21 protein-coding genes are annotated in these 22,867 nt (G+C 53.1%); 16 read left to right on the plus strand and 5 right to left on the minus strand.

Annotated elements, in window-relative coordinates; translation table 11 throughout:
- The first annotated feature begins 56 nt into the window (after window positions 1-56).
- From ATW55_RS13610 to cimA, 3 genes are all read left to right on the plus strand, one after another.
- On the plus strand, window positions 57-1,523 hold the full coding sequence (locus ATW55_RS13610) for a hypothetical protein (RefSeq protein ID WP_067718937.1): 1,467 nt from the start codon (window positions 57-59) through the stop codon (window positions 1,521-1,523).
- Window positions 1,524-1,527: 4 nt separating this feature from the next.
- Window positions 1,528-2,487, plus strand: coding sequence for a DMT family transporter (locus tag ATW55_RS13615; protein WP_235587138.1), 960 nt, complete (start codon window positions 1,528-1,530; stop codon window positions 2,485-2,487).
- Between the two features lie 352 nt (window positions 2,488-2,839).
- Window positions 2,840-4,393, plus strand: a complete 1,554-nt coding sequence (gene cimA, locus ATW55_RS13620; protein ID WP_067718940.1) for a citramalate synthase — start codon at window positions 2,840-2,842, stop codon at window positions 4,391-4,393.
- A gap of 110 nt (window positions 4,394-4,503) precedes the next feature.
- Here the strand turns inward: cimA and ATW55_RS13625 are convergent, their stop codons facing one another.
- Window positions 4,504-5,046: a 1,2-dihydroxy-3-keto-5-methylthiopentene dioxygenase gene (locus ATW55_RS13625; RefSeq protein ID WP_067718945.1), complete on the minus strand. Its 543-nt coding sequence runs from the start codon at window positions 5,044-5,046 to the stop codon at window positions 4,504-4,506.
- A 214-nt stretch (window positions 5,047-5,260) separates the two neighbouring features.
- Between ATW55_RS13625 and ATW55_RS13630 the strand changes: the two genes are divergently transcribed.
- Genes ATW55_RS13630 through mtnB form a run of 3 tightly spaced genes read left to right on the plus strand, consistent with a single transcriptional unit; the run spans window position 5,261 to window position 7,732 of the window.
- On the plus strand, window positions 5,261-6,472 hold the full coding sequence (locus ATW55_RS13630; RefSeq protein ID WP_067718949.1) for a 2,3-diketo-5-methylthiopentyl-1-phosphate enolase: 1,212 nt from the start codon (window positions 5,261-5,263) through the stop codon (window positions 6,470-6,472).
- Window positions 6,465-7,124: an MtnX-like HAD-IB family phosphatase gene (locus tag ATW55_RS13635; RefSeq protein WP_067718952.1), complete on the plus strand. Its 660-nt coding sequence runs from the start codon at window positions 6,465-6,467 to the stop codon at window positions 7,122-7,124. Before ATW55_RS13630 ends, ATW55_RS13635 begins: the two co-directional genes overlap by 8 nt.
- Before the next feature lie 5 nt (window positions 7,125-7,129).
- A complete protein-coding gene (gene mtnB / locus ATW55_RS13640) occupies window positions 7,130-7,732 on the plus strand; it encodes a methylthioribulose 1-phosphate dehydratase (RefSeq protein ID WP_067718955.1) in 603 nt (200 codons plus the stop codon).
- Window positions 7,733-7,781: 49 nt separating this feature from the next.
- Here the strand turns inward: mtnB and ATW55_RS13645 are convergent, their stop codons facing one another.
- Both ATW55_RS13645 and ATW55_RS13650 read right to left on the minus strand, forming a co-directional pair.
- Window positions 7,782-9,965, minus strand: coding sequence for a HelD family protein (locus tag ATW55_RS13645; protein ID WP_067718958.1), 2,184 nt, complete (start codon window positions 9,963-9,965; stop codon window positions 7,782-7,784).
- A complete protein-coding gene (locus ATW55_RS13650; RefSeq protein WP_067718961.1) occupies window positions 9,962-10,207 on the minus strand; it encodes a DUF1450 domain-containing protein in 246 nt (81 codons plus the stop codon). Before ATW55_RS13650 ends, ATW55_RS13645 begins: the two co-directional genes overlap by 4 nt.
- Before the next feature lie 175 nt (window positions 10,208-10,382).
- Between ATW55_RS13650 and ATW55_RS13655 the strand changes: the two genes are divergently transcribed.
- The 4 genes from ATW55_RS13655 to ATW55_RS13670 all read left to right on the plus strand — a co-directional run bounded on the left by ATW55_RS13655 (window position 10,383) and on the right by ATW55_RS13670 (window position 15,253).
- The gene (locus ATW55_RS13655; protein ID WP_067718965.1) at window positions 10,383-12,422 is read left to right on the plus strand and encodes a S9 family peptidase; all 2,040 of its coding nucleotides are present in this window, start codon (window positions 10,383-10,385) and stop codon (window positions 12,420-12,422) included.
- Between the two features lie 172 nt (window positions 12,423-12,594).
- Window positions 12,595-12,945, plus strand: coding sequence for a YojF family protein (locus tag ATW55_RS13660; RefSeq protein WP_067718969.1), 351 nt, complete (start codon window positions 12,595-12,597; stop codon window positions 12,943-12,945).
- A 64-nt stretch (window positions 12,946-13,009) separates the two neighbouring features.
- On the plus strand, window positions 13,010-13,678 hold the full coding sequence (bshB2, locus tag ATW55_RS13665) for a bacillithiol biosynthesis deacetylase BshB2 (protein WP_067718974.1): 669 nt from the start codon (window positions 13,010-13,012) through the stop codon (window positions 13,676-13,678).
- Between the two features lie 84 nt (window positions 13,679-13,762).
- The gene (locus tag ATW55_RS13670; protein ID WP_268753401.1) at window positions 13,763-15,253 is read left to right on the plus strand and encodes a nicotinate phosphoribosyltransferase; all 1,491 of its coding nucleotides are present in this window, start codon (window positions 13,763-13,765) and stop codon (window positions 15,251-15,253) included.
- Window positions 15,254-15,316: 63 nt separating this feature from the next.
- Here the strand turns inward: ATW55_RS13670 and ATW55_RS13675 are convergent, their stop codons facing one another.
- On the minus strand, window positions 15,317-16,492 hold the full coding sequence (locus ATW55_RS13675; protein ID WP_067718977.1) for a serine hydrolase: 1,176 nt from the start codon (window positions 16,490-16,492) through the stop codon (window positions 15,317-15,319).
- Between the two features lie 180 nt (window positions 16,493-16,672).
- Here ATW55_RS13675 and ATW55_RS13680 point away from each other — a divergent pair, with 180 nt between their 5' ends.
- The 4 genes from ATW55_RS13680 to ATW55_RS13695 are packed head-to-tail and all read left to right on the plus strand — an operon-like array spanning window position 16,673 to window position 20,913.
- The gene (locus ATW55_RS13680; protein WP_235587139.1) at window positions 16,673-17,428 is read left to right on the plus strand and encodes a response regulator transcription factor; all 756 of its coding nucleotides are present in this window, start codon (window positions 16,673-16,675) and stop codon (window positions 17,426-17,428) included.
- Complete coding sequence (locus ATW55_RS13685; RefSeq protein ID WP_067718980.1) at window positions 17,412-18,956, plus strand: sensor histidine kinase; 1,545 nt, start codon at window positions 17,412-17,414, stop codon at window positions 18,954-18,956. Before ATW55_RS13680 ends, ATW55_RS13685 begins: the two co-directional genes overlap by 17 nt.
- A 9-nt stretch (window positions 18,957-18,965) precedes the next feature.
- On the plus strand, window positions 18,966-19,943 hold the full coding sequence (locus ATW55_RS13690) for a 4-hydroxy-3-methylbut-2-enyl diphosphate reductase (RefSeq protein ID WP_067718983.1): 978 nt from the start codon (window positions 18,966-18,968) through the stop codon (window positions 19,941-19,943).
- 52 nt (window positions 19,944-19,995) lie between these two features.
- Window positions 19,996-20,913 carry a proline dehydrogenase family protein gene (locus ATW55_RS13695; RefSeq protein ID WP_067718987.1) on the plus strand — a complete coding sequence of 306 codons (918 nt, stop codon included), beginning with the start codon at window positions 19,996-19,998 and terminating at the stop codon, window positions 20,911-20,913.
- Window positions 20,914-21,000: 87 nt separating this feature from the next.
- On the opposite strand, the gene ATW55_RS13700 is transcribed toward ATW55_RS13695, so the two are convergent.
- A complete protein-coding gene (locus ATW55_RS13700) occupies window positions 21,001-21,327 on the minus strand; it encodes a DUF1811 family protein (RefSeq protein ID WP_067718990.1) in 327 nt (108 codons plus the stop codon).
- Window positions 21,328-21,393: 66 nt separating this feature from the next.
- Between ATW55_RS13700 and ATW55_RS13705 the strand changes: the two genes are divergently transcribed.
- Both ATW55_RS13705 and galU read left to right on the plus strand, forming a co-directional pair.
- Window positions 21,394-21,711, plus strand: coding sequence for a MazG nucleotide pyrophosphohydrolase domain-containing protein (locus ATW55_RS13705; protein WP_067718993.1), 318 nt, complete (start codon window positions 21,394-21,396; stop codon window positions 21,709-21,711).
- Window positions 21,712-21,723: 12 nt separating this feature from the next.
- Window positions 21,724-22,611, plus strand: coding sequence for a UTP--glucose-1-phosphate uridylyltransferase GalU (gene galU, locus ATW55_RS13710; RefSeq protein WP_067718997.1), 888 nt, complete (start codon window positions 21,724-21,726; stop codon window positions 22,609-22,611).
- Window positions 22,612-22,867 lie beyond the last annotated feature (256 nt).

Below are 22,867 nucleotides of genomic sequence, written 5' to 3' on the forward strand. Positions count from 1 at the left end.
TTTAACATGCGTCATGGCATACGGAGTTATCCGCGCGAAAAAATGGAGGGGTGAGCATGTGGTGCGTCCGTGAATCATTTACAAAACTCGTCTATCCGTTTCTTCTGTCATCAGCGACAGAGAGTGGATTTTTGGAGATTTGTGATGCGATCAATCGCACGGAGGCAGAGACGGAGTCTCCGTTTTGGCGTGAAGTGGCGATTCGCGATGAAGAGCTTGACAATGTCATTCCCTACGTGAAGCGATATGTCAAAAGGCCGGAGAATCAGCGCCGTTTTTCCGTGCGTGAAGCGTGGATGACATCGCTTCAGACGATGCGCACATCGCGCATGAAAGAGGACGATCCGGCCTTTCGCTTTCGCGCCATTGATCTGCACGTCTTTTTTAATGGTGTCGGATTCCTCGTCTTTGAGATCGAGCCGGTGTACAATGACACGCTTTTGACGATCGATTGGGTGCAAAACGTCAATGCAGATCTTGCCTCGCTCACGCGCGGACGTCCGATAGAGCGCGTATGCGAGACACTCGATCTGCAAGGAGATTCTCTTAACGACCCGTATGTCGGTTCGATTTATGTTCCGCGAACGTTTACGATGCGCACGCTCGTAAGCCGCCTGCTCGAACCGCTGATCGGCGCGTGCAGGGATGTCAAAATTGATCCGATGGTCGATACGTTTCTTCTCGCGTATGGAGCAGTGCAATTGACGCTTGAAGCCGATGTTCCTGACCCTGACGCTGCTTTTCAAAATTTTGCCGCACAACATCTGACTGTTTTGCGAAAAACACTTTCTGCGCAAAACAGCAGCCACTTTGCACAGCAGATTTTTGGCGACCCGGAGCACAATTACATGCCCTATCACAATGTGATCCACACACAATCTCTCGAAGGTGGATTTGTCATCGCGTACGACAACGGGGCGAGTCACTTTCAAGGGCGCCCCTCGGCGGCGATGGCATCCTTTCGCAGGCATTATTTCCTGATGATGCTGCTCGCGCTTCATCAGCGGATGAGCATATTGCGCTATGCGACAGGTGCTGCTGACGCAGCACTCTTGTCAGAACGCGCACAAAAGTTGCGGGCGCTGCGCGAACAGATTTACGATTTTACTTCACGCTGCTACTTTTCCCAGGCATCCATCAGTGAAGAGCGCGACCAACTCTACAGGCGCTGGCAGCGGGCGTTTAACATCTCCCAGATGTACGATGAATTGATTGAGGAAATTCACGACATTGATGATTATCTTGCAGGGGTTGAGCGTGAGCGGGAACTGGCGACAAAAGAGCAAGTATTGCGGCAAGATGCGCAACGAACGAAACTCGTTACCTATGTCAGTTTTATTTTGCTGCCAGTCTCCATCATGGTCAATCTCATTCAGGCGATCCCTGTGATACAGATATGGTGGATGCACGGATTTCAATCTTTTCGCATGGGCGCGCTCTTTGCACTATCGTTTGTCTTGTTGATCTTTATCGTCATTTTGCTGATCTCTCGCTTTGCACGAAACCATCAAGAAAGAAGGTGACGTTGTGGGAAGCCATGAACAGTCGCCCCCTTCAATGAAACGCACCGTTTTTGCGGTGGCGATCACACTTTTGTTCTGGTCGTCTGCATTCACGGGGATCCGCATTGGCCTGGAAGGTGGTTACGGCGCAGGTGGTCTTGTACTTTTAAGGTTCCTGTCTGCCTCTCTCGTCTTTGCTTTATATGCGCTTGTAAAAGGTGTGCCCATTCCTTCAAAAAAGGACACGCTACAACTCGCGTTGCTTGGAATTTCCGGCATCTCGATCTATCACATTGCGCTCACCTTTGGTGAAGAGTGGGTCAGTGCTGGGACCGCAAGTCTGATCATCGCGGCTGCACCCATTTTTACAGCGCTTGTCTCGCTGGTGGCGCTGCGCGAACGCCTGAATGCGCTTGGTTGGGGAGGGCTCGCGCTTGGTTTTATCGGTGTTGCGATCATCACGCTGGGGCCTCAGTCATCTTCGCACTACCTGCGTGGTGCGCTGCTTATCCTCCTTTCTGCCGTGTCTACTGCGTTTTATTTTGTCTATCAAAAACCACTTCTAAAGCGGTATGGCGCAATCGCTGTGACGGCATACGTGACATGGTTTGGCACGGTGCCGATGCTGTGGTTTACAAAAGGGCTTTTTCTGCAAATGCCGCACGCGAGTGTCGCGGCGACGATCGCGGTGATCTACATTGGGGTCTTTCCAGCGGCGATCGCTTATGTGGCTTGGGCAGTGGCGCTCTCGGGAGGCCGCGCGTCAGGAGTCTCTTCTGCACTCTACCTCAATCCCATTCTCGCCATGATCGTTGCGTGGTTTTTGCTTCACGAGGTGCCAAAGTGGCAGGCCGTTTTAGGGGGAGCAGTGGCGATTCTCGGGGTGATTGTCGTAAATCGCTCAAATACGCTTTCACAAAGGCGCAGGCAACGTGTAACGCAAGTGACGGATGAGGAAAGAAATTCGGCGCCGCTTTCTTCTTGAATGGGATTGTCAGCATGCGGTGCGTAGGGTATACTTGCCATAATTCATGAGAGTGCTTGCGATGATGGGCACGAGTAGTCTGGAAGAACGAACAGAGAGCGGGACGCAAGGGTGCGAGTCCTGACCGAGCTCACCAGATGAAAATCCGCCTGGAGCTGTCGCGTGAACCTTTACGAAGTAGCGCGCCCGGAACCCTACCGTTATATGGGCGAGGATGTGATCAAAGATTCAGATCACCCGGTGGTAGAGCGAAGAAGTCTTTCGTCCGGTATGGATGAAGGGCTATTTGTGTTTTTTAAAAAGATATGGACTTCGGTTCAAAAGAGAGAACATAGGGAGAAGGAGTGGGGAAATGAACCGTGTGTACGTCTACGACACAACTCTGCGCGACGGCGCCCAGACAGAAGGTGTGAGTTTTTCTGTCGCCGACAAACTTGACGTGGTTGCGCGGCTCGATCAGTTGGGCGTCGATTATATCGAGGGCGGGTGGCCCGGATCAAACGCCAAGGACCTCGAGTTTTTTTATCGCCTTAAATCGCTGCCCCTTCGCCACAGTCGAGTTGTCGCTTTTACGAGCACACGACGCAAGGGTCAGAAAATCGAGCAGGATGAACCCATGAAAATGGTGCTTGGAACCGATTTGGCACATTGTGCCGTGGTCGGGAAAACGTGGGATTTCCACGTTGAGAAGGCGCTGCAAACGGACCTTCAAGAAAATCTGGCGATGATTCGTGACACGGTGAAATTTCTGAAGGATCGAGATATTGAAGTTTTATTTGACGCAGAACATTTTTTTGACGGTTATCAGCATAATTCTGCCTATGCGCTGGAGGCGCTCTATACAGCAAAGAATGCTGGCGCGGATTGGTTGATCCTGTGCGACACGAATGGTGGATCGCTGCCGAGTGAGGTTGCCCGCGCAGTGGCGGATGTTCGGACAAACGGGTTGGGACCTGTGGGAATTCACGCGCACAATGATGGAGGACTGGCGATTGCAAACACCCTTTTCGCGGTCGATGCCGGCGCGACGCAAGTTCAGGTTACGGTGAATGGGCTCGGGGAGCGGTGCGGAAACGCCGATTTGTGCTCCGTGGTGCCTAATCTGATCCACAAAATGAAGCGTGATTGCGCCATGGGGGAGCGATTGCGTGAATTGAAATCTGTCTCCGAACACCTCTACACATTGACGGGGATCAAACCGGACGCACATCAACCGTACGTTGGACGGAGCGCGTTTGCGCATAAAGCGGGCATTCATGTAAGTGCAGTTATGCGCGATCCCAAGCTTTATGAGCACCTTGCGCCGGATGCGGTCGGAAATGAACGGCGTGTTCTCGTTTCCGAGTTGTCTGGGGCGAGCAATATCGCGTTTTATCTGGAGAGCAGAGGAATTCAGGCGACGTCTGCACAAATTCAGGAAATTTTGCGCCAGGTGAAATCGGCTGAACAGATGGGTTATGTTTTGGAGCAGGCGCCAGAGACGCTGGAATGGATCGTGTCGCGCGCGCTTGCCTTAGGCAAGGGGAAGACCTTTTTTCACGCAAGCGCGCAGTGTCACAGCGTGGAACAGGGCATCGAATGCCACTGGCAGTGGCTTCGTGATGAAGGTGATCATCAGATGAAACCGAGTGTCGGCGTTGGGCGGACGGAGACGGAGGCGCTTTTTAATGCGGCCGGGTTTGGGGCACAGGGCGCCACGCTGATCAGTGCGATCACGACGGAGATTATCCATAGTGATCAAAGCGCGCGCTGCCGAGTCCGTGTGGAGTTTGAAGCGCTAGAACGGTATGGCTGCGTCATGGGAATCGGGTATGATTCGCTCTCGGCGAGTGTGGATGCACTTACGCAAATGGCCGAACTCCTGCAATTTCGGCAGGTGCAGAAAACGACAGAAACGGCGGTTTGACAGCGTTTCGGGAAGCGATTGTGTACGCATTGTAAAAAAGCTTGGCCTCGTGCGGTTGACGCAAGGGGCCAAGCTTTTTGCATGCTGCTTTGGATCGGGGCGTGGGCCTGTTATGCTTTTGTGAAACTAGCGTCTTCAAAGGGGTGAGCAACCCAGCCGGCGGGATCGATAAAAAGACGGACAGCGACGACTGCGCGCTCATCTGTCAGCGTAAAGAAGTGCGGGTTGTACTCGGGAACAGAAATCACGTCACCTGCGCGGAGGTTTACGTCAAAATAGCCAACGTCCGCACTGCCTTTGATGATAAAAATACCGCTGCCAGCGACGATGGCGCGCACCTCGTCTTCGGTGTGTGTGTGAACCTGCTCAAACTTTTTTAGCAGTTCGTCAAGGCTCGGCGTTTGACTGGAGAGGGCGATTACATCCCACTTTACATACCCACGCTCCTTGGCAAGCTTCTCAATCTGCGGTGTGAGTGCTGACAGAATTTTCTCTTTGTCAGAGTCGCTCAATAGGAAGGAGTTCGACTGTTCAGGTGTGAGGGAGGAGAGATCCCAGTGTTCATAATAGACGCCCTGACTCGATAAAAATGCTCGCACTTCCTCTTCTTCGGTGATCCACGCATCGGTATTTCGCAAACGGATCGTTGCCATCCTGTCACTCCTTCAGAAATACGTATTCACGCACGGAAAATGGCGTGCCTGTCGTCCATCTCGCCTTTGATGATGACGATCATTGTGATTGTCCTATTTTAGGAGAGTTGAAAGGCTTTGTCTATGTCTTTGGCGTGCGGTTTGACACGTTGCTTTGCCGATCGGTATAGTGTTCAAAGGTTTTAGAAAAGGACGGATAGGCGTGACGGAACCGATGAATGATGTGATTGCTCGCTATGCGCTGACGGATCGCGCGGAAAACTTATCTGCGCGGGCGGAAGGGATTGCAGTCGGTCTCACGGTAGGTTCGTGGACGGATCTGCCGCGCGCGACGCAGGAGCGTGTCGAGCCTTTTCGCGGACGAATTGAAGAGATTCGCACAGTGGAGGCAATCGATGGGCACCGCGTGCGCGCAGAGATTGCGATTCGCTATCCGATGATCAATTTGACGGATCAGATTGCGGCGCTCTTGACGACCGTGTTTGGAAAGTTGTCGATGGACGGCGAGATTCGCCTTGTTGATCTCACGCTGCCAAGCGCTTATCTGGCGCAGTTTCAAGGCGCGAAATTTGGTGTTCGCGGGTTGCGCGATCGGCTGTCTGTTTATGATCGACCGCTTGTGATGAGCATTTTTAAGACATGCGTCGGACAGACTCTTGACGAATTGGGGATGCACTTTCGCGAACAGGCGCTGGGTGGCGTTGATTTGATCAAGGATGATGAGATCTTTTTTCACGAGGCGGTGCCGCCTTATGTGCGCGTCAAGCGCTATCGTGAAGAAGGTTTGCGCATCGAGCAAGAGACGGGGCGGCGACCGCGCTATGCAGTCAATTTGACGGGTCCAGTTTTTGAACTCAAGGAACGCGCCAAGCGACTGCAAGAGGCAGGTGCAGATCTCTTTTTGTTTAATGTGTTTACATATGGACTTGATGTGATGCGTGAACTCACGTCAGACCGTGACATTCAAATTCCGTTTATGGCGCATCCGGCGTTTGCGGGCGCGCTCTATGCGAGTGAGCGTCACGGAATCGCCGCACATGTGCTGCTTGGGGATTTGTTGCGGATGGCGGGGGCCGACATCGCTATTTTTCCTTCGCCCTTCGGGTCCGTCAAGCTTCATCGCAAGGAGAGTGCCGAGCTTATCGCGCGCCTGCGCGCGCCCGGTCCCTTCGCAAAAGTCATGCCAGCGCCATCCGCCGGGATACACCCAGGCATGGTTCCGCTGCTGATGGAAACCTACGGAAAAGACGTGATCGTCAATGCGGGCGGCGGAATTCATGGGCATCCGGCGGGTGCGACAGCCGGCGGCAAAGCGTTCTATCAGGCGATCGAGGCTGTGTTGCGCGGTGTTCCACTAAGCGAGGCGGCAGCGTCGCACGAAGAACTCAGCGACGCACTTGCGAAGTGGGGGGAAGTGCGTGGCTAATTCTTCGGGTCTCGCTGTTTACTGTGATTTTGACGGAACGATCGCGACAGAAGACATGATCACGGCGATCTTCACTTATGCGCTATCAGATAGGGCGCGTCCGATTTTTGAGCGTATCTTGAAGCGGGAGTGTTCGGTTCGCGATGGGGTCAGTCAGCTCTTCTCGATGATTCCCTCCACACGCTATCAAGAACTTGTCGCGTTCGCGCGTGAGCGCGTCAGGATTCGGCGGGGATTTGGCGAGTTTGTCTCATACTGCCAGGAGAAGCAGATTCCTCTTCGCGTGGTGAGCGGCGGTTTCGATTTTTTTGTGAAGCCGGCACTTGCCTCTTTTGAAGGGATCACCGAAATCTATGTAAACTCCGTCGATTCGTCAGGACCTTTCTTGCACGCAGTTTGGCCGTATCCCTGCGACGAATCTTGTGCGGGTGATTGCGGTCTTTGCAAACCATCGATCAAACGACTGCACGCGCCTGATCGCGTGGTGGTCATCGGTGATGGTATCACAGATGTGCGCATCGCTGAGCAGGCGGATCTTGTGTTTGCGCGTGACACACTTTGGACGTATGGGGAGAAACATGGCCTTCCTTTTGTTTATTTCGAGGATTTTTTTGATGTCATCGCGACACTTCGTCGTGAAGAAAAGGGGTGAAGCGGGTGTCACTGACTGTCAAAGAGCTGGTTGAAGTCGCGCACCGTTTGGGGGCCTACGGCTATTTTCCGGCAACCAGCGGAAATTTGTCGATACGCGAGCCCGGTGATACGTTGCGCATGCGTGTCAGCGTCTCTGGCATCGACAAGGCGCGTCTTTCAGAAGCAGATCTGCTTTTTGTGGACGAAAATTTGATGCCTTATGAAAAGGATGCGCGCAAACCGTCTGCGGAGGCGATTGTCCACGTTCACCTTTATCAACAATCGGATGCGATGTGCATTCTTCACGTCCACACACTCTCAAACAATCTCATCGCGCAGCGCTACGAAGCGCGCGGCAGCGTCCCGCTCTTTGGCAACGAACTCCTAAAGGCGCTCGGCCACTGGGAAGATGACGCGCGAATCGAAGTGCCGATGGTTGAGAATTACAGTGATTTGAATAAGCTCGCAACCGCGGTTGCTGCCGCGTACAACCCGGAAGTCCCTGGGGTCATCGTGAAACAGCACGGAATCTACGTCGTAGGGCGAAGTGTAGCCGAGACGCTCCGCCATTTGGAGGCGTTTGAGTTTCTTTTCGCGCTTGCGCTTAAGCGCGATGTGCATAGTTGAATTGCCTTCTAAATGACAGCCTGTATCCTAACCGCTCCCTTTTGAAAGGTTATTTTAGGAGCGGAGTGAGTGAATCTTTTTGCAGGATATACAGGCGATGGAGTGCGCGCGTGCAGGCGACATAAAGCAGTTTGGCGTGAAGGGATGAGTTTGCGTCGTACGCGTTGGCGCTTGGGTTTAGAACAATGACTGCGTCAAATTCAAGCCCTTTGCTCATGTAGATGGGCATGAGATGGAGGCCGCCTTCATACCGCTCTGTTTTCTCCGACAACAGCGGCAGTGCATACGACGCTTCCTTTTGCAAGCGCTCCTGCATCGCGCTGCATGCGGCCATCGTCTTTTCAATCACGGCAATCTGTTTAAACCCTTCACTTTGTACGCGCCCAATCAGTTCGATCAGCAGCGCGACTTCCTGTGCCTCTGATGTCTTTAAAATCTCTGGCTCAGCGCCGTGGCGAAGTACTGGTTTGGCGAGCGGAATTCCCGGTGTTTGGTGATGGCGCAGCGCTCGATTGGCAAACGTGACAATCTCAACCGTCGAGCGGTAACTCTGTTCAAGTGTTTTATATGATGCGCGGTCAAGAAACACATCGCGCGTGACCTCATCCCAGGATGTCAGGCCTTTATAGGGGGAGATTGACTGGGAAATATCCCCAAAAATACTAAGCGTCGCGTTTGGGCTTAGTTTTGTCAAGACAAAGATCTGAAAGGCGCTGAGATCTTGCGCCTCGTCAACGATCATGTGCGCGAAACGTGTATCCGACGCAAACCCGTGAAACTGCCTCGTGAGAAAGAGAAGCGCCGCAGAATCCTCCCACTCCCAGGAGCTGTCAGAATCCGCGTAGCGAGTCAGCACGTAGCGTTTGGTCTGCTCATTGAGCTCTGTGTCATCAGACAGCGTGGCGAGCACCCGGCTGACATTGTTCTCGCTCATCAAAACCTTGCGATAGAGTGCATAAATGTCGATATTCTTGACGGTGCGCGCAAAGCGTTCGTAGCGCTCTTCAATTGCCGCCCTGATTTTGGCGCTCTGTTCAAGTGCGTCTGCATATTTGCCTTTCGTCAGGCGTTTGTCAAAGCGTGCGATCTCATCTTTGATGGCATCTTGCGCAAAGCGAGACAAACTGTCAAGCAGGCGCTTTCTGCGTTTTAGGTATGGCTCATAGCGATAGTCTTCAAAAAAGCGCCTGGCGATTTCCTCTTTTGTCATCTGGTGGCGAGGCGAGAGCACAAGATCCGCATCAGGCACCATCTGCTTTGCGACTTTTTCGACAACCCGCTCCAGGAGCTTCGCAAATGCCATGCTTCCGCGCAGGCGCGCCGCGAGTACAGTGACGCGCTGTTCTTCACATTTTCCGTTGTCGGTTTCTTCAAAAAAGAGCGCGCGTTTGCGCTCCTCACTCGCAAATTTCGTCTTTTTTGGGAGAAGGTGATGTGTTAAATCTTCCCATGTGAATTGTGTGACACCCTCTACACCAAGATCTGGCAACACGTTTGCGATGTAATCGAGAAACACGCGGTTTGGCGCGATCACCAGGAATTGGGTGTGTGCCGCATTGTTGCGTTTTTGATATGCGAGATAGGAGAGGCGGTGGAGCGCAATGGTGGTTTTTCCACTCCCTGCAACCCCTTGTACGACCATGTTCTCTCGCGCGTCTGCGCGAATGATGCGGTTTTGTTCAGCCTGGATCGTTTCTACGATATCCTGCAGCTTGTCACCGCTGCGCGCGCTTAATCGTTCAAGCAAAAGGCGATCGATAAGCGCTCCGTTTTCACTGTCGTAAAATGCTTCAAGCGAGCCGTCGCGAAATTCGAATTGCCGCTTTCTCTCAAGGTCAAACGTGAGTGGGTGTTTAGGATCCACTTCGACAGACACGTTCTCAAACGAGTCGTCGTAGTAGAGATTGGCAATCGGGCTGCGCCAGTCCAGTACGATGGGCTGCAGGGTTTCCCGCTCAAAGATGCCAAACCGTCCGATGTAGGCATCTTCTTTCACGGCGCGGCCGTGCTCTTTAAAAAAGATGCGGGCAAAATGAGGCTGCCTGTGGGACTTGATCAGTTCGCGTGACTGGTTTTGCAATATGGCGGCGAGAACGGTTTCGGTGTAATCATTGGATGGTCTGACATTTCCGCGCAGCGCCTCGGCATCACGTAGAATGTGCGCCCGGATCGCTTCGACATGTTCTTTTTCTTTCAGCAGTTCATCTTCGAGTTTCGTGCGCAGACACCTCAATCATCGTTAAATTCATCTTGCTCTTTCTTAAATTGCGAAACGACGCGTCTGAACAACGCATCTGGCTCGTCGTCTACCCAAATTACCCCGTCAACCAGCAGATAAGGTGTTTGCACACACAAATCGCAGTGGTCAAGGCATGGGTACTCAATCGCGTCATATGCATAAACCAAGTGTCCCAACGCCTCAAGTTCGGACGCTTTTTCAGAGACGGCATTGGCGGCACACCATTCGACAATCAAAGGAAAACGTCCTCCTTTTCAGCGATGTTGACACGATGTGGTCTTTTGCGAATCGTGCAAGGTCATGTTTTTTGAGTATAGCGCAATTGTGCGTCGTCTGCTTTGCAGGATTTTTGGCTGTGGATTCCGAATTGTACGACGATCGGTTTCGCCACAACGAGGAGGAATTTTAGAGATGAGTCTAAAGGATAACAAAAAAACTGCATTTCATGAAGAGGATTTTTATCGCTTCACATGGCTTTCAAATCCTCGCTTTTCGCCGGATGGAACACGGATTGGCGTTGGTCTTCGGCGCGTGAACGCCGCGCGCGACGGATATCGCGACAGTGTGGGAATTCTCGATGTGGCAAACCTGAACCTAACTGAGTACACGAGTGGTGAATTCAGCGATTCGTTTTGCGATCTCTCCTCTTCGCACATTCTCTTTCTCTCAGCCGATCGTGCGTCGCTTGGGGGGCAACTCTATGTGATGCCGCTTTTCGGTGGTGAGGCGAGACGCCTCGCGACGCTTTCAGGCGATGTAAAGACAGGCTGCTTTTCGCCGGACGGAACGCGGGTCGCGGCGCTTGTCGCGCGTGAAGGCGGCGATCCGCTTACGCGCGATGAGAATGAGAATGAGAAAGACAAGAAGAAAAAGGTGTTGAAGCCGTATGTGGTTGAAAAACTCCCGTATAAGCGCGACGGCAAAGGTCTTGTCGATCAAAAAAGGACGCAGGTGCTGATCCTCGATGCGCTGAGCGGGGATGTGCTGGCGCAGACGAATATGCCTCATGGTATCTCGTCCTACAGGTTTACGCCAGATGGCGCAGGGGTGTTGCTTGTCACACCGCTGACGGATGAACCGTATCGCCACGAGACGCGCGTCGTTTTGTGGGAGATTGCGACGGGGCGTGAATTCTTGGTATCGACTGGAAGCGAGTCCATTGAGCAGGCGAGTGTAGCGCCAGATGGATCTCACTGGGTGGGGATCGGCAGTACGTTTGAATTCTATGGCGCGACGCAACCCACACTCTACCGCGGTGCGTTGCAAGAAGAAGCCTGCGCGGCAGAGCGCTATGTCGACGAATCCTTTCTCTACGGTGTTCACGCGGTTGGGATGAGTGACATGCGCGGTCACGAGACACTGCCGGGACCACTTTTTATGGCGGATGGACAATGTGTCCTCGCGCCGGTCAGTCACGAGGGGCGCGTCTCGCTCGCCGTGTTTTCGCCAGACGGGAAATTTTCGTGGCGCATCAATGAACCGTGCGAAGTGTACGCGTATGCGTATCACGCAGGGACGGATACGGTGGCGTATTTAGCAACAGATGTGACACAACCGGGGGAGCTGTTTTTATCGGAGGCAGATGGCATCAAACAGGTCACGGATGTAAATCCTTGGCTTCGCGAGCGGATGATTGCCCCTGTGACCGACTCGTATCGCCCGGCGGATGACGGCGTACCTCTGCACACCTTTGTGATGGAGTCGGCAAGGGCTGACGCAATGGAAGTGAGTCGGGCAAGAGATGGAAAGACACCGGTCGTCCTGCAGATTCACGGAGGTCCGCACGCGATGTATTCGCACTCCTTTGTGTTTGAGTTTCAATTGCTCGCAGCCAAAGGTTATGCGGTGGTATATGGCAATCCGCGCGGCAGCTTCGGGTATGGACAGGCATTTGTCGAGCGCTGCATGGGAGATTACGGCGGTCGCGACTTCGCGGATCTCATGAACCTCCTTGATGCAACGCTTGAGGAACGCCCGGATTTGGACCGAGACGCGCTCGGCGTTACCGGTGGTTCGTATGGCGGCTTCATGACAAACTGGATCGTAGGTCACACGTCGCGCTTTCGCGCGGCCGTCACGCAGCGCTCCATCTCTAACTGGATCAGTTTTTATGGCGTGAGTGACATCGGTTATGAGTTCACGGAGCGCGAATTGCACTGGCGGCTGCGCGACACGCCGTTTACGGATATCGATCACTTGTGGAGAATGTCGCCGCTTCGCTACGCTTCAGACGTAAACACGCCCCTGCTGATCTTGCACGGGGAAAACGATCTGCGCTGTCCAATTGAACAGGGTGAGCAGTTGTATACAGCACTTGCCGCGCTTGGTAAAGAAGTGGCGTTTGTCCGCTTTCCAGGCGCGAATCACGATCTCTCGCGGACGGGTCACCCGGGACTTCGCGTCGCGCGGTATCAGCACATGGTGGAGTGGTTTCAAAGGCATCTCTCTTGAGGATGTCTTTGAATTTGACGGGCCTGTCGCACGCGTGGCGTGCGACAGGCTTTTTTGTTTGGCGAGATTCGCAAACTGGCATCGCGCCATGAAGTTTGTTATCTTAAGTAAGTGAGTTAAACACAGCGGCGTAACGGTGAGTGAAATTTGAAGGGCTGGCAGGAGGACGCAGATGGGACCGATCGATTTACAATCCGTACAAAAAGCGCTCGACGCGCGTGTCGGCAAGACGCAGTATGTACACTTGGAGACAACCAACGGCGCGTATGCGGCTCACCGCGAGGAAGGCGCCATGACCGTGTGTGCCTATATCCGCAATGGGAGAATCGAGTTTGAGCGCGGAACCATTGTGGGGGATGGGCCGTATCGCGTCGGTCTAAAGATGCAGATCGGTTGGGTTTATGCAGAAGGGTTGACCGATTACGAGGTGGATGAAAAAGGACGCCTGCTGATGGCGGGCTATGACAGTGAAGGGCGTCTGGCCATTGCGCTTGAACTGTCGGATGAACCGTTTGCGATGTAGCAGGGCGTGCGACCTGAAGACGGTGGCGTGCGACATGTTTTGATAGGAGAGGGGACCTTTATTCATGGAACGGCATGTTTTGGTCGTTTTTCCGCATCCTGATGATGAGACGTTTGGGACAGGCGGTACGATTGCGAAGTTCACAAAAGCCGGGGTTCCTGTCACCTACGCGTGCGGGACGCTCGGACAGATGGGAAGAAACATGGGGAAGCCCTTTTTCGCCACGCGCGAGACGCTGAGCGAGGTGCGTGAAAAAGAGCTGCGCGCCGCGTGTGAAGCGCTTGGGATCACGGACTTGCGCCTGCTTGGTTTGCGCGATAAGACGATTGAGTTTGAGGATCGCGAAGTGATCGCAGAGCAACTCCTCACGATTATCGAAGAGCTGAATCCTTCGCTGATTATCACGCACTATCCGGGTTATGCTGTTCACCCTGACCACAATGCGCTAGGCGCGGCCTGTGTGCGCGCAGTTGAGAAGATGCCTGTCGCCAAGCGGCCGGTGGTGTATGGTCACGCATTTTCCAGAAACCGCGAAGATCACATTGGAAGTCCTGATGTGATGATCGACATTCGCGAGGTGGCGGAGATAAAACTCGAGGCGGTGCGCGCGCATCGATCTCAATCTGAAAACGTGATCGCGCGCTTTGAAGAGGCGCTTAAGAACCCGGAAGCGGTGGCGCAGTTTGGGCCGAGCATGTTTACTGAAAGTTTCTATACGATGAGGTTTGCATGATTCGATTAACTGTCTTGAAGGGGGCTCTGCGTTTTTTGCGCAAGGCCCGCCTTTTTGTATGAACGCGTGAAGGGGGTCTGCGCCGTGCCGCAAAAACGCCTTGAAACATTGCTGGAGTCTCCGCTTTATCGCGATCGCCAGGATGCTCTTTTAACCGATTTATATCAACTCACGATGATGTATGGTTACTATAAAGCAGGCCGCCTTGACCAGGAGGTTGTCTTTGATCTGTTTTACCGCGTCAATCCGTGTGGCAATGGCTTTGTCGTTTTTGCTGGATTGGAACAGGCCGTGCTCTATCTCATGACACTGCGCTTTACAGAAGAAGAGATTGCGTATTTGCGACAAACGAATCTGTTTGATGAAGGATTTCTAGGGGAACTGGCCCAGTTTCGCTTTACGGGAACTGTTCACGCGGTGTCGGAGGGGACCGTCGTGTTTCCGTATGAACCGCTTTTACGAATTGAGGGGCGTTTGTTTGAACTTCAATTAATCGAATCGGCACTGCTTTGTTTTGTCAATCACCAATCCCTCATCGCGACGAAAGCAACGCGCATGAAACTGGCGGCGCAGACGATTCTCTTTGATGATGGTGGGGCAATCAGCGATTTTGGGCTGCGCCGCGCTCAGAATCGGGATGCGTCTATTTTTGGCGCGCGTGCGGCGTTTATCGGCGGATGTTCGAGCACGAGCAATGTCGCCGCGGGTTTTTATTTTGGAATTCCTGTCGCAGGCACGCAGGCGCACAGCTGGATCCAGAGTTTCCCCTCAGAACTGGAAGCATTTCGCGCCTATCGGGATGCGTATCCCGATCAGACGGTGCTTTTAGTCGACACGTATAACGTGTTGCGCTCAGGTGTTCCAAACGCCATCACGGTCGGTTTGGAACTGCGCAAAGAAGGTCGCGACTTGCTAGGAATACGGATTGATTCAGGAGACCTCGCCTACCTTTCAAAGGAAGCGCGCAAGCGTTTGGATGAGGCGGGTTTTACCGAGACGAAGATTATCGCGTCGGATGATCTTGACGAGGATACGATTCGCGATCTCATCCTGCAGGGTGCGGCAATTGACGCGTGGGGTGTGGGCACAGCCTTGATCACTGCGAAAGACTGCCCGGCGCTAGGCGGCGTCTATAAACTCTCGGCAGAAAAAGTCGACGCGCGCTACATTCCCAAAATCAAGGTTTCCGAGAATCCGCAAAAGGTGACCAATCCAGGAAAAAAGAAGTGGGTTCGGTTCTATGTGAATGAACGCGCAAATGCTGACCTGATCATGCTTGATGAGGAACCGGTGCCGGCAGGTGAGGCGGTGACGCTGTTTGATCCGATCCATACGTACAAACAAAAAACAATTACTCACTACCGAGTGCGCGAGATGCTGCAGCCGATCATTGTAAACGGTCAGATGGTGTATGAACTGCCTGAACTCATCGAGATACGCGCGTATGCGGAAAAAGAATTGCGCTCGATTCCGAGTGAAACCCTCCGTCTAAAAAATCCGCATGTTCACCATGTCGACCTGAGCCGTGAACTGTGGCAACTGAAGCAAAAGCTCGTGCAAAGTGCCCGTATGTGAATGAAAGCGCGCTGCGCGCGCCATAGGCTGCCCCCATCTTTAGCAGGGGGATAAAAGGATGGATCATGGCGCTGTTTTGTGCAGCGCCATTTGCTGTTTTACAAATTGGGTTACCATGGCGGAGAGGTTTTTTTCTACGATGTCGGCGGTTGTCTCATTCATGCCTTCTGTACAAACAGAGAGCGCAAGCGGTCGATTCGCGATCACAAAGAGCGCGGAGTCGTGAAATTGGTTCGGCCAATTCCCGAGAACGTGATAGAAAGAGGACACAGAACTGCCAGAGAGTCCCGACTGAAGCCGTCCGGCGGTTGGCACCTGAGCGAGATCTTGAAGAAGGGGCGCGAGCGCTGTTTTGTGCGCCTGAGCCATCGTGTAAAGTGTCACCATGTATTTTGTGAGATCGACCGGTGTCACTGTATAGGGAGGCGTCATCGGGGCGTCGCTGCCAAGGCCTTGTGAGAAGCGGCTGACTTGATCTGGCCCGAGCGCGCGCATCAGCATGTTAATCGCAACGACATCTCCGCGCACAACGGCGGCTTTGGCGAGTTGTGCATACGTGAATGACGTACCCAAGGGCATCCCGCCAATGTAACCTGGTCCCGCCTGAAGGTCGGCCGCCGTCAGGGCGACGGTGTCTGTCGGTTTCAAGAGTCCCTGCGCGATGTCGCTGTACAGAGTCATGGTTACGGGCAGCGCGAGTGTTTCAGCCGCACTATACGTCGCTGTTCCGTGAATGGCAACCGCAGCTCCGCTGTTGATATCGAGCAAAGAGACGCCGACTGTGCCGGGAACCGTATTTAAATAGGCCCGCATTTTTGTCGCAAGGCTGTTGTACTCTTGTTGTGAAAAAGGGATCGTCGCTGTTGAGGCGAGCATCATGGTCCAGTCAGCGCGAAGCGATTTTGCGACGGAGGGCGCGACATCTTTTGTTAGCACGAAGCCGCCCGCGCCAAGGATTGTCGCCGCGACGGCGACCGTAAAAAAACGCATGATGCGCAGGCGCCTTTTTTTCATTCGCTTTTTGTTGTGTTTCGTGACAGTCGCAGCCGTTTGTGCACGACCTTTTGACGGCTGTGCCGCAGATGACGTTTTTCGCGGAGAGGTTGCTTTTTTTTGTGGATTCTGCGCGACTTTTTTTGGCTGATCTGCGGCGCGCGACGAAGCGGCCAAACGTCTCATCTGACTGTTTTTTTCGAGCGCCGAGGTTGTCTTGCGCGTATTTTTTCTTTGGGTGTTCATGAACTACCCATCCTATCGGTTATCAACCTATCAATTAAAAGCAGTGGATCAAAGCGTGATCCCATTCCGGATAAAAGGGTGTAAAGGCTATCCATATCGCATTCGTGTGAGGTGTGGTAGGATACGAATATAGTACACAACGATTATAGCATGCCTTTGTTTCAGGAGGGAAGATTTAGCATGAATGACACGAGAATGATTGTTCCGATTCGCGATGTTAAAGTGCGCCGCGAAGTGTTGCTGCCAACGGGCCAGGAGACTTCGCGGCCTGGACGTATTCTGATTGTCGATGACGAGCGGGGAATTCAGGATTTTCTCTTGTTCGGATTGCGCGATGAAGGGTTTGACGTGGCGACTGCATCTGATGGAGAAGAGGCGCTTCAAGTACTTGAAATTTTTCGTCCGCACATTGTTCTCCTTGACATCATGCTGCCGGGGATGGACGGTTTTGAGGTGTGTCGGCTGATGAAGGAGCGCTCGCGCGTCTCGATCATCATGCTCACGGCAAAAGAAGAGGTGGACGATCGTGTGCGCGGTCTCAGTGCCGGCGCGGATGATTATGTAGTCAAACCGTTTGCGTTCGTTGAACTCAAGGCGCGAATTGAGGCGCGTTTGCGCGGGCAGTTTCCTGAGTTGACTTCGGTTCACCGCATTGGGAAATTTGAGATTGACAAGGTCCAGCGCCTGATTCGCTACGAAGGCCGCGCACTCGGGCTCTCGCGCACGGAGTTTAGCCTGCTTGAGCTCTTGCTTGAAAAACCGGGTGTCGCGCGCTCGCGCGAAGAGATCATGCAGCGCGTGTGGGGACAGGATTTTCACGGGGAAGACAACATTCTTGAGGTTTACATTCGCTACTTGAGGCACAAATTGAACGACACGAAGCGACAGCTCATTCGCACGGTCCGGGGTGTCGGCTATCGTGTGGAAGTTCAGTAAGGACAGATTTTTGACACCCCCGGCGCACACGATCAGGCGCTCGCTTTACTCGCGCTATGTGTGGGTCGTCGTCAGCATTCTTTTGATTATCGGGATCATCCAGGTGCAGACGCTGCGCAGCACGCTGATCATTGCGGGCGAGACAACGCTTGTGTTCAATTTGCGCGATGCGCTTTATCACGAGAAGATCACACCTGAGAATCTTCACATCATCGCGCCACAACTTCTTCACATGCTCAGTTCGCGCGCGGTGAATGTAGCTGTCTATGATTCCAATTTGAGGCTTGTCGGCAAGCAGATGGCGGCGTATGACCCAATGCCGCTGCAACCGATGACTCCGCAGATTGTCAGTCTCGTCTGGGGATCGGAAGACACGCCGTACGGGCGTTTCAAAAATTTGCGGATCATGCTGTCGCATGGAGCCATCCAGGTCTATGCGCCGCTTGGGACACGCGCACACCCGGCGGGGTATCTGCAAATCGCCTATCGAGATCAAATCTTGTATCCTTTTATTTGGCGTGGGATGGCGCTTTACTTTACGGCGAGTGTACTGCTTCTTATCTTTGCGGCAATCTCGCTTTTGCCTGTCGTCGAGTCGGCACTCGCGCCGCTCCATCGTCTGCTGGCGACGGCTTCCCGCATTCGCTCTGGCGCCGTCGAAGAGCGGCTTCCGGTGACTGGCACGCGCGAGACGGAACAGCTTGCTGTCATGATCAATGAGGGACTCGATCAACTGCAGGAGGCTGTTCGTCAGGAAAAAGAAAGCACCCAGCGCATGAAACGGTTTGTCTCATCTGCGTCACACGAATTGCGCACACCACTCACATCGCTCAAAGGTTTTAGCGAGGTACTTTTGCGCCGCCTTGACACGTATCGCGAGAACACGAGTGTGGCGCGTGAGATTGCGCTAAACGCTGCGCCGCGGAGATTGCGTCCAATGCTTGAAGAGGCGTTTGTCCGCGATGAACAGCTTGTTGAGCTCAGGCACGCCGTCGCCTCGATGCAAAATGAAACGGCGCGCCTGGAAGAACTCGTGAGAGACCTTTTGCAATTGGCTCGGCTCGATGAACATTTTAAGCTTAATCGAAGTGTGATCGATCTTGCCGCGTTTATTTCTGAACATCAAGCTCAGTATGAGATTCTCTCAAAAGGCCAAAAAATGTTCTTTCATCTTACACCGTGCAGTGTCTCGTGCGATCCGTCACTTCTTCAGCAAGTGATCTATAATTTGATCATGAATGCATTGCACTACACGAATGTCCAAACGGGTGAAATTCATGTCACTGTTTCACCGCGGGGCAAGGATGGCGCAATCCTGGAAGTGTCTGACAATGGCCCGGGGATTGACCCTGCACATCTTGAACGGATTTTTGATCGCTTTTTTCGGGCGTCAGAAGCGCGTGAGCGAAACCCTGGCGGCGCGGGACTTGGTCTCTCGATCTGCGCGGCGATCATTGCGGCGCATGAAGGTAAAATTTATGCACAGAGCACGCTTGGTGTTGGTACGACCATGACGGTTGAACTGTGAGGGATTTTTATGGATGTCATCAAAATTACACCGCGCGGCTACTGCTACGGCGTCGTTGACGCGATGACGATCGCCACACGGGCTGCCTCGCAACCAGAATTGCCGCGCCCAATCTATATTTTGGGAATGATCGTTCACAACCAGCACGTGGTAGACGCCTATGAGAAGCTCGGCGTCATCACGCTTGACGGCGCAAATCGCCTAGACATTCTTGAAAAAGTCGATCGCGGAACGGTGATTTTTACCGCACACGGTGTTTCAAATGCAGTGCGCGCGCGAGCCAAAGAAAAAGGGCTTCATGTGATTGATGCGACATGTCCGGATGTGACAAAGACGCATCGTTTGATTGAGGAGCGGGTCAAGGAAGGATATAAGGTTGTCTATATTGGCAAGCACGGGCATCCAGAGCCGGAAGGCGCTGTCGGAGTTGCTCCGGATCATGTGCGCGTCGTCGAATCGATCGCCGAAGTGGATGCGCTTCCAGCTGAATACGGAGTGAAGGACGGGGGGCGGAAGCTTCTTGTCACCAATCAGACGACGATGTCACAGTGGGATACGGAAGCGCTCGTTGAAGCGCTTGTCGCACGTTTTCCTGAGGCCGAAGTATGCAATGAGATTTGCGATGCGACGAGCATACGTCAAAACGCGGTGGCCGAGCAGGCGCGCCAGGCTGATCTGTGTATTGTCGTCGGTGATCCAAAAAGCAATAACAGCGCGCGCTTGGCACAGGTTGCGCGTGAAATCGCCGGCGTTCCAGCCTATCGCATTGCGAGTGTCCAGGAATTGGATCCGTCATGGCTCTGCGGCGTCAAAACGGTTGCTGTGACCTCAGGTGCGTCGACGCCAACCGCGATTACGCGTCAGGTTGTCGCTTATCTTGAAGATTATGATGAGCAGGATGTGTCAACGCATGCGCTTCCGGTCACTCTGCCGACAGATCGCGTCTTGCCGCAAGTAAGTTTCAAACCTGTCTCGCATGATGATTAGATAAAGAGTGACAAAAAGCAATTGGGAGTTTTTCTGGGAAAGGATCGATTTTATGGAAGAAATCATGCGCCAGGTGTTGCTCTCCCTGTCAAAAAACAAAAATGCCAATCAATTGGCGAAACAATTTGGGTTGCGGTTTGGAGCACAGCGTTTTGTCGCGGGGGAAACGATCGCCTCGGCCATCGCGCGGGTGCAGCAGTTGAATGCGTCGGGATTGCGAGTCACGCTCGATCATCTCGGCGAGTTTGTGATGGATAAAGCGGAGGCGGAGGCGTCTTGCGACCACTGTGTTGAAACGCTTTATGCGATGAATCGGGCTCAAGTGGATGCCAATCTGTCGATCAAGTTGACCCAGTTGGGACTCGATATTGACCCGGAGCTGTGTTTTGCCAATCTGCAACGGATTTTGACTGCCGCAAAAGAGGTAAACCGTTTTGTGCGTATCGATATGGAAGATCATACGCGTTGTGACATTACACTTGAATTGTTGCAAAGAGCACGCGAGCGTTTTGACAATGTGGGAACGGTGATGCAGTCCTATCTCTACCGTGCGGCGGATGATGTGGCGCGCCTCGCGGGGCAGGGAATTCCGCTGCGCATTGTAAAAGGGGCGTACAAAGAGCCGAAGGAGGTTGCTTTTCCTGAAAAGCGCGATGTTGATGAAAACTACAAACGTCTTGTGGAGCAGTCGCTGCGTCTCGGGAATCGCACAGCGATTGCGACACACGATGAGGCGCTGATCGAGTGGGCAAAGCGGTTTGTCGAGCAGGAAGGCATTTCTCGCGAGTTGTTCGAGTTTCAAATGCTTTACGGCATACGCACAAGCCTCGCGCACTCCCTTGTCGCAGAAGGGTACAGAATGCGTATCTACGTTCCCTTTGGAACGGACTGGTACGGTTATTTCATGCGTCGGCTCGCAGAGCGACCTGCAAACGTCGGATTTGTGCTGCGCGGCTTGATTCGCTCGTAGTGATTTATCACGTTTCACATCATAAATCAAGCGAAACGGTAATTTGTGCTATACTTTTCCTGAACGTAAAGGAAAGCCCTGCCATGTTCAGGGGGCGTGCGAATGTGCGATAGGGACAAGCTTGCCTATCGGATACCCCACTTCTTCTGTGGAGCCAAGCGGAAAGCCGTAGACAAACACGCCGTTGAATCGTTTTGGAACAAAGAGCACCGTTTCGTTTTCAATGCCGTATAGGATGCCGAGCTCAATGTCATTCGGATCGATTGCATAGGAACGTGTGAGAAAGTAGCGCGATTCTAAAACGCCGTATTCGCTGAGATTGCCTTCTTGATAGGCGAGTTCTCCGGCACGTTTCAACCGCTCCATTTCTTCGAGAAGTTCAGCGTGGCTCATCTCGCGAAGTGGTTTCGCCATGGTCAATCTCCTCTTACTGTGTTTTGACTATCGTACCACAATGTTAGGTGAAGGAAGGGTGGAATCATGCTTAAACAGAAACCTACGCTCTCGGATTGCCAAGCATTCCACAGATGGCTCGATTGCGAAAAGGGATTTTCGGATGATTTGCCAACCAATGTGATGCTGCTTGTCGAAGAAGTCGGAGAAGTTGCCAAAGAAGTGCGCAGACTCTTGCATGCGTCGGATGAAGGGGTCCGTCAAGGGGCGCGCGATCACTTGCGTGAAGAACTGGCGGATTGTCTGGCATTTATCGCAAAGCTTGCAAATTATACGGACATTGACCTAGAGCAGGCGTATGTTGAAAAAATGACGAAAAATATCGGACGCAATTGGCTTGAATAGGAGTGATCTTTTATGAAACGTGTTCGCAAAGCGGTGATTCCTGCCGCTGGGCTTGGAACGCGCTTTTTGCCTGCCACCAAGGCGCAACCCAAAGAAATGCTGCCGCTGGTGGATAAACCGGCGATTCAATACATTGTTGAAGAGGCCGTATCAGCCGGAATTGAGGATATTCTCATCGTTACAGGCAAATCAAAGCGTGCGATCGAGGATCATTTTGACCGCTCGCTGGAACTGGAAGCGCACTTGGCTGAGCATGAAAAACGCACCGTGTTGGAGGAAGTCAAACGGATCTCTGACCTTGCGAACATTCACTATATCCGTCAGCCTGAGCCAAGAGGGCTTGGGCACGCTGTCTCGATGGCGCGCTCGTTCGTTGGTGAAGAACCGTTTGCGATCTTGCTTGGCGATGACATTATCCATTCGACGACGCCAGGACTTGCCCAGTTGCTCTCTGTGTTCGAGCGAACGGGTACTTCTGTGGTTGGTGTGCAAGAGGTGCCGCGCGAACGCGTGTCAAGCTATGGAATCATTGCCGGCCAGTCTTCTGACGGTGTGCAGTACACGCTGTCGGATGTGGTTGAAAAGCCGTCGCCCGATGAATCTCCATCAAACCTTGCCATCGTAGGACGATATGTTGTCAATGCGAGCATTTTTTCAATTTTGCAGACGCTTCCGCCTGGTAAACAGGGCGAGATACAACTTACGGATGCATTAAAGCAGCAATTGTTGCGTGAAGGCATGCACGCCTGTGTGATTGATGGAATGCGCTTTGACATTGGCGACAAACTGGGATTTTTGCAAGCGACCATTGGACTTGCCTTGACGCGCGTCGATATGCGTGAAGAGCTGATTCGCTACATGTCAAGTGTCATTGAACAGGAGCGCATGCGTTCACACTGACCTGTGCGTGGCATAACCCGTTGTCTTTGACGTTTGTGGGGCCGTATGGAATGGCTGCGCTTTCGTGTGTGTGGGGATCTTGTACGTCTCTTGCACCGCGAAGGTGGCTGCGATCTGAACACGCGGTGGTGTGCTGGGTTTTACGCATGCTTGGCCCGGGGATTTCCCCGGGCTTTTTGTATGTACGCCCGGCATGGGCGGAATCTTTAGGGTGCAAGTCCCGAACGGGGGTTGGCGACAGACCTACCGTTAGCCA

This window comes from Ferroacidibacillus organovorans (genome assembly GCF_001516615.1).
Taxonomy (GTDB): domain Bacteria; phylum Bacillota; class Bacilli; order Alicyclobacillales; family SLC66; genus Ferroacidibacillus; species Ferroacidibacillus ferrooxidans_B.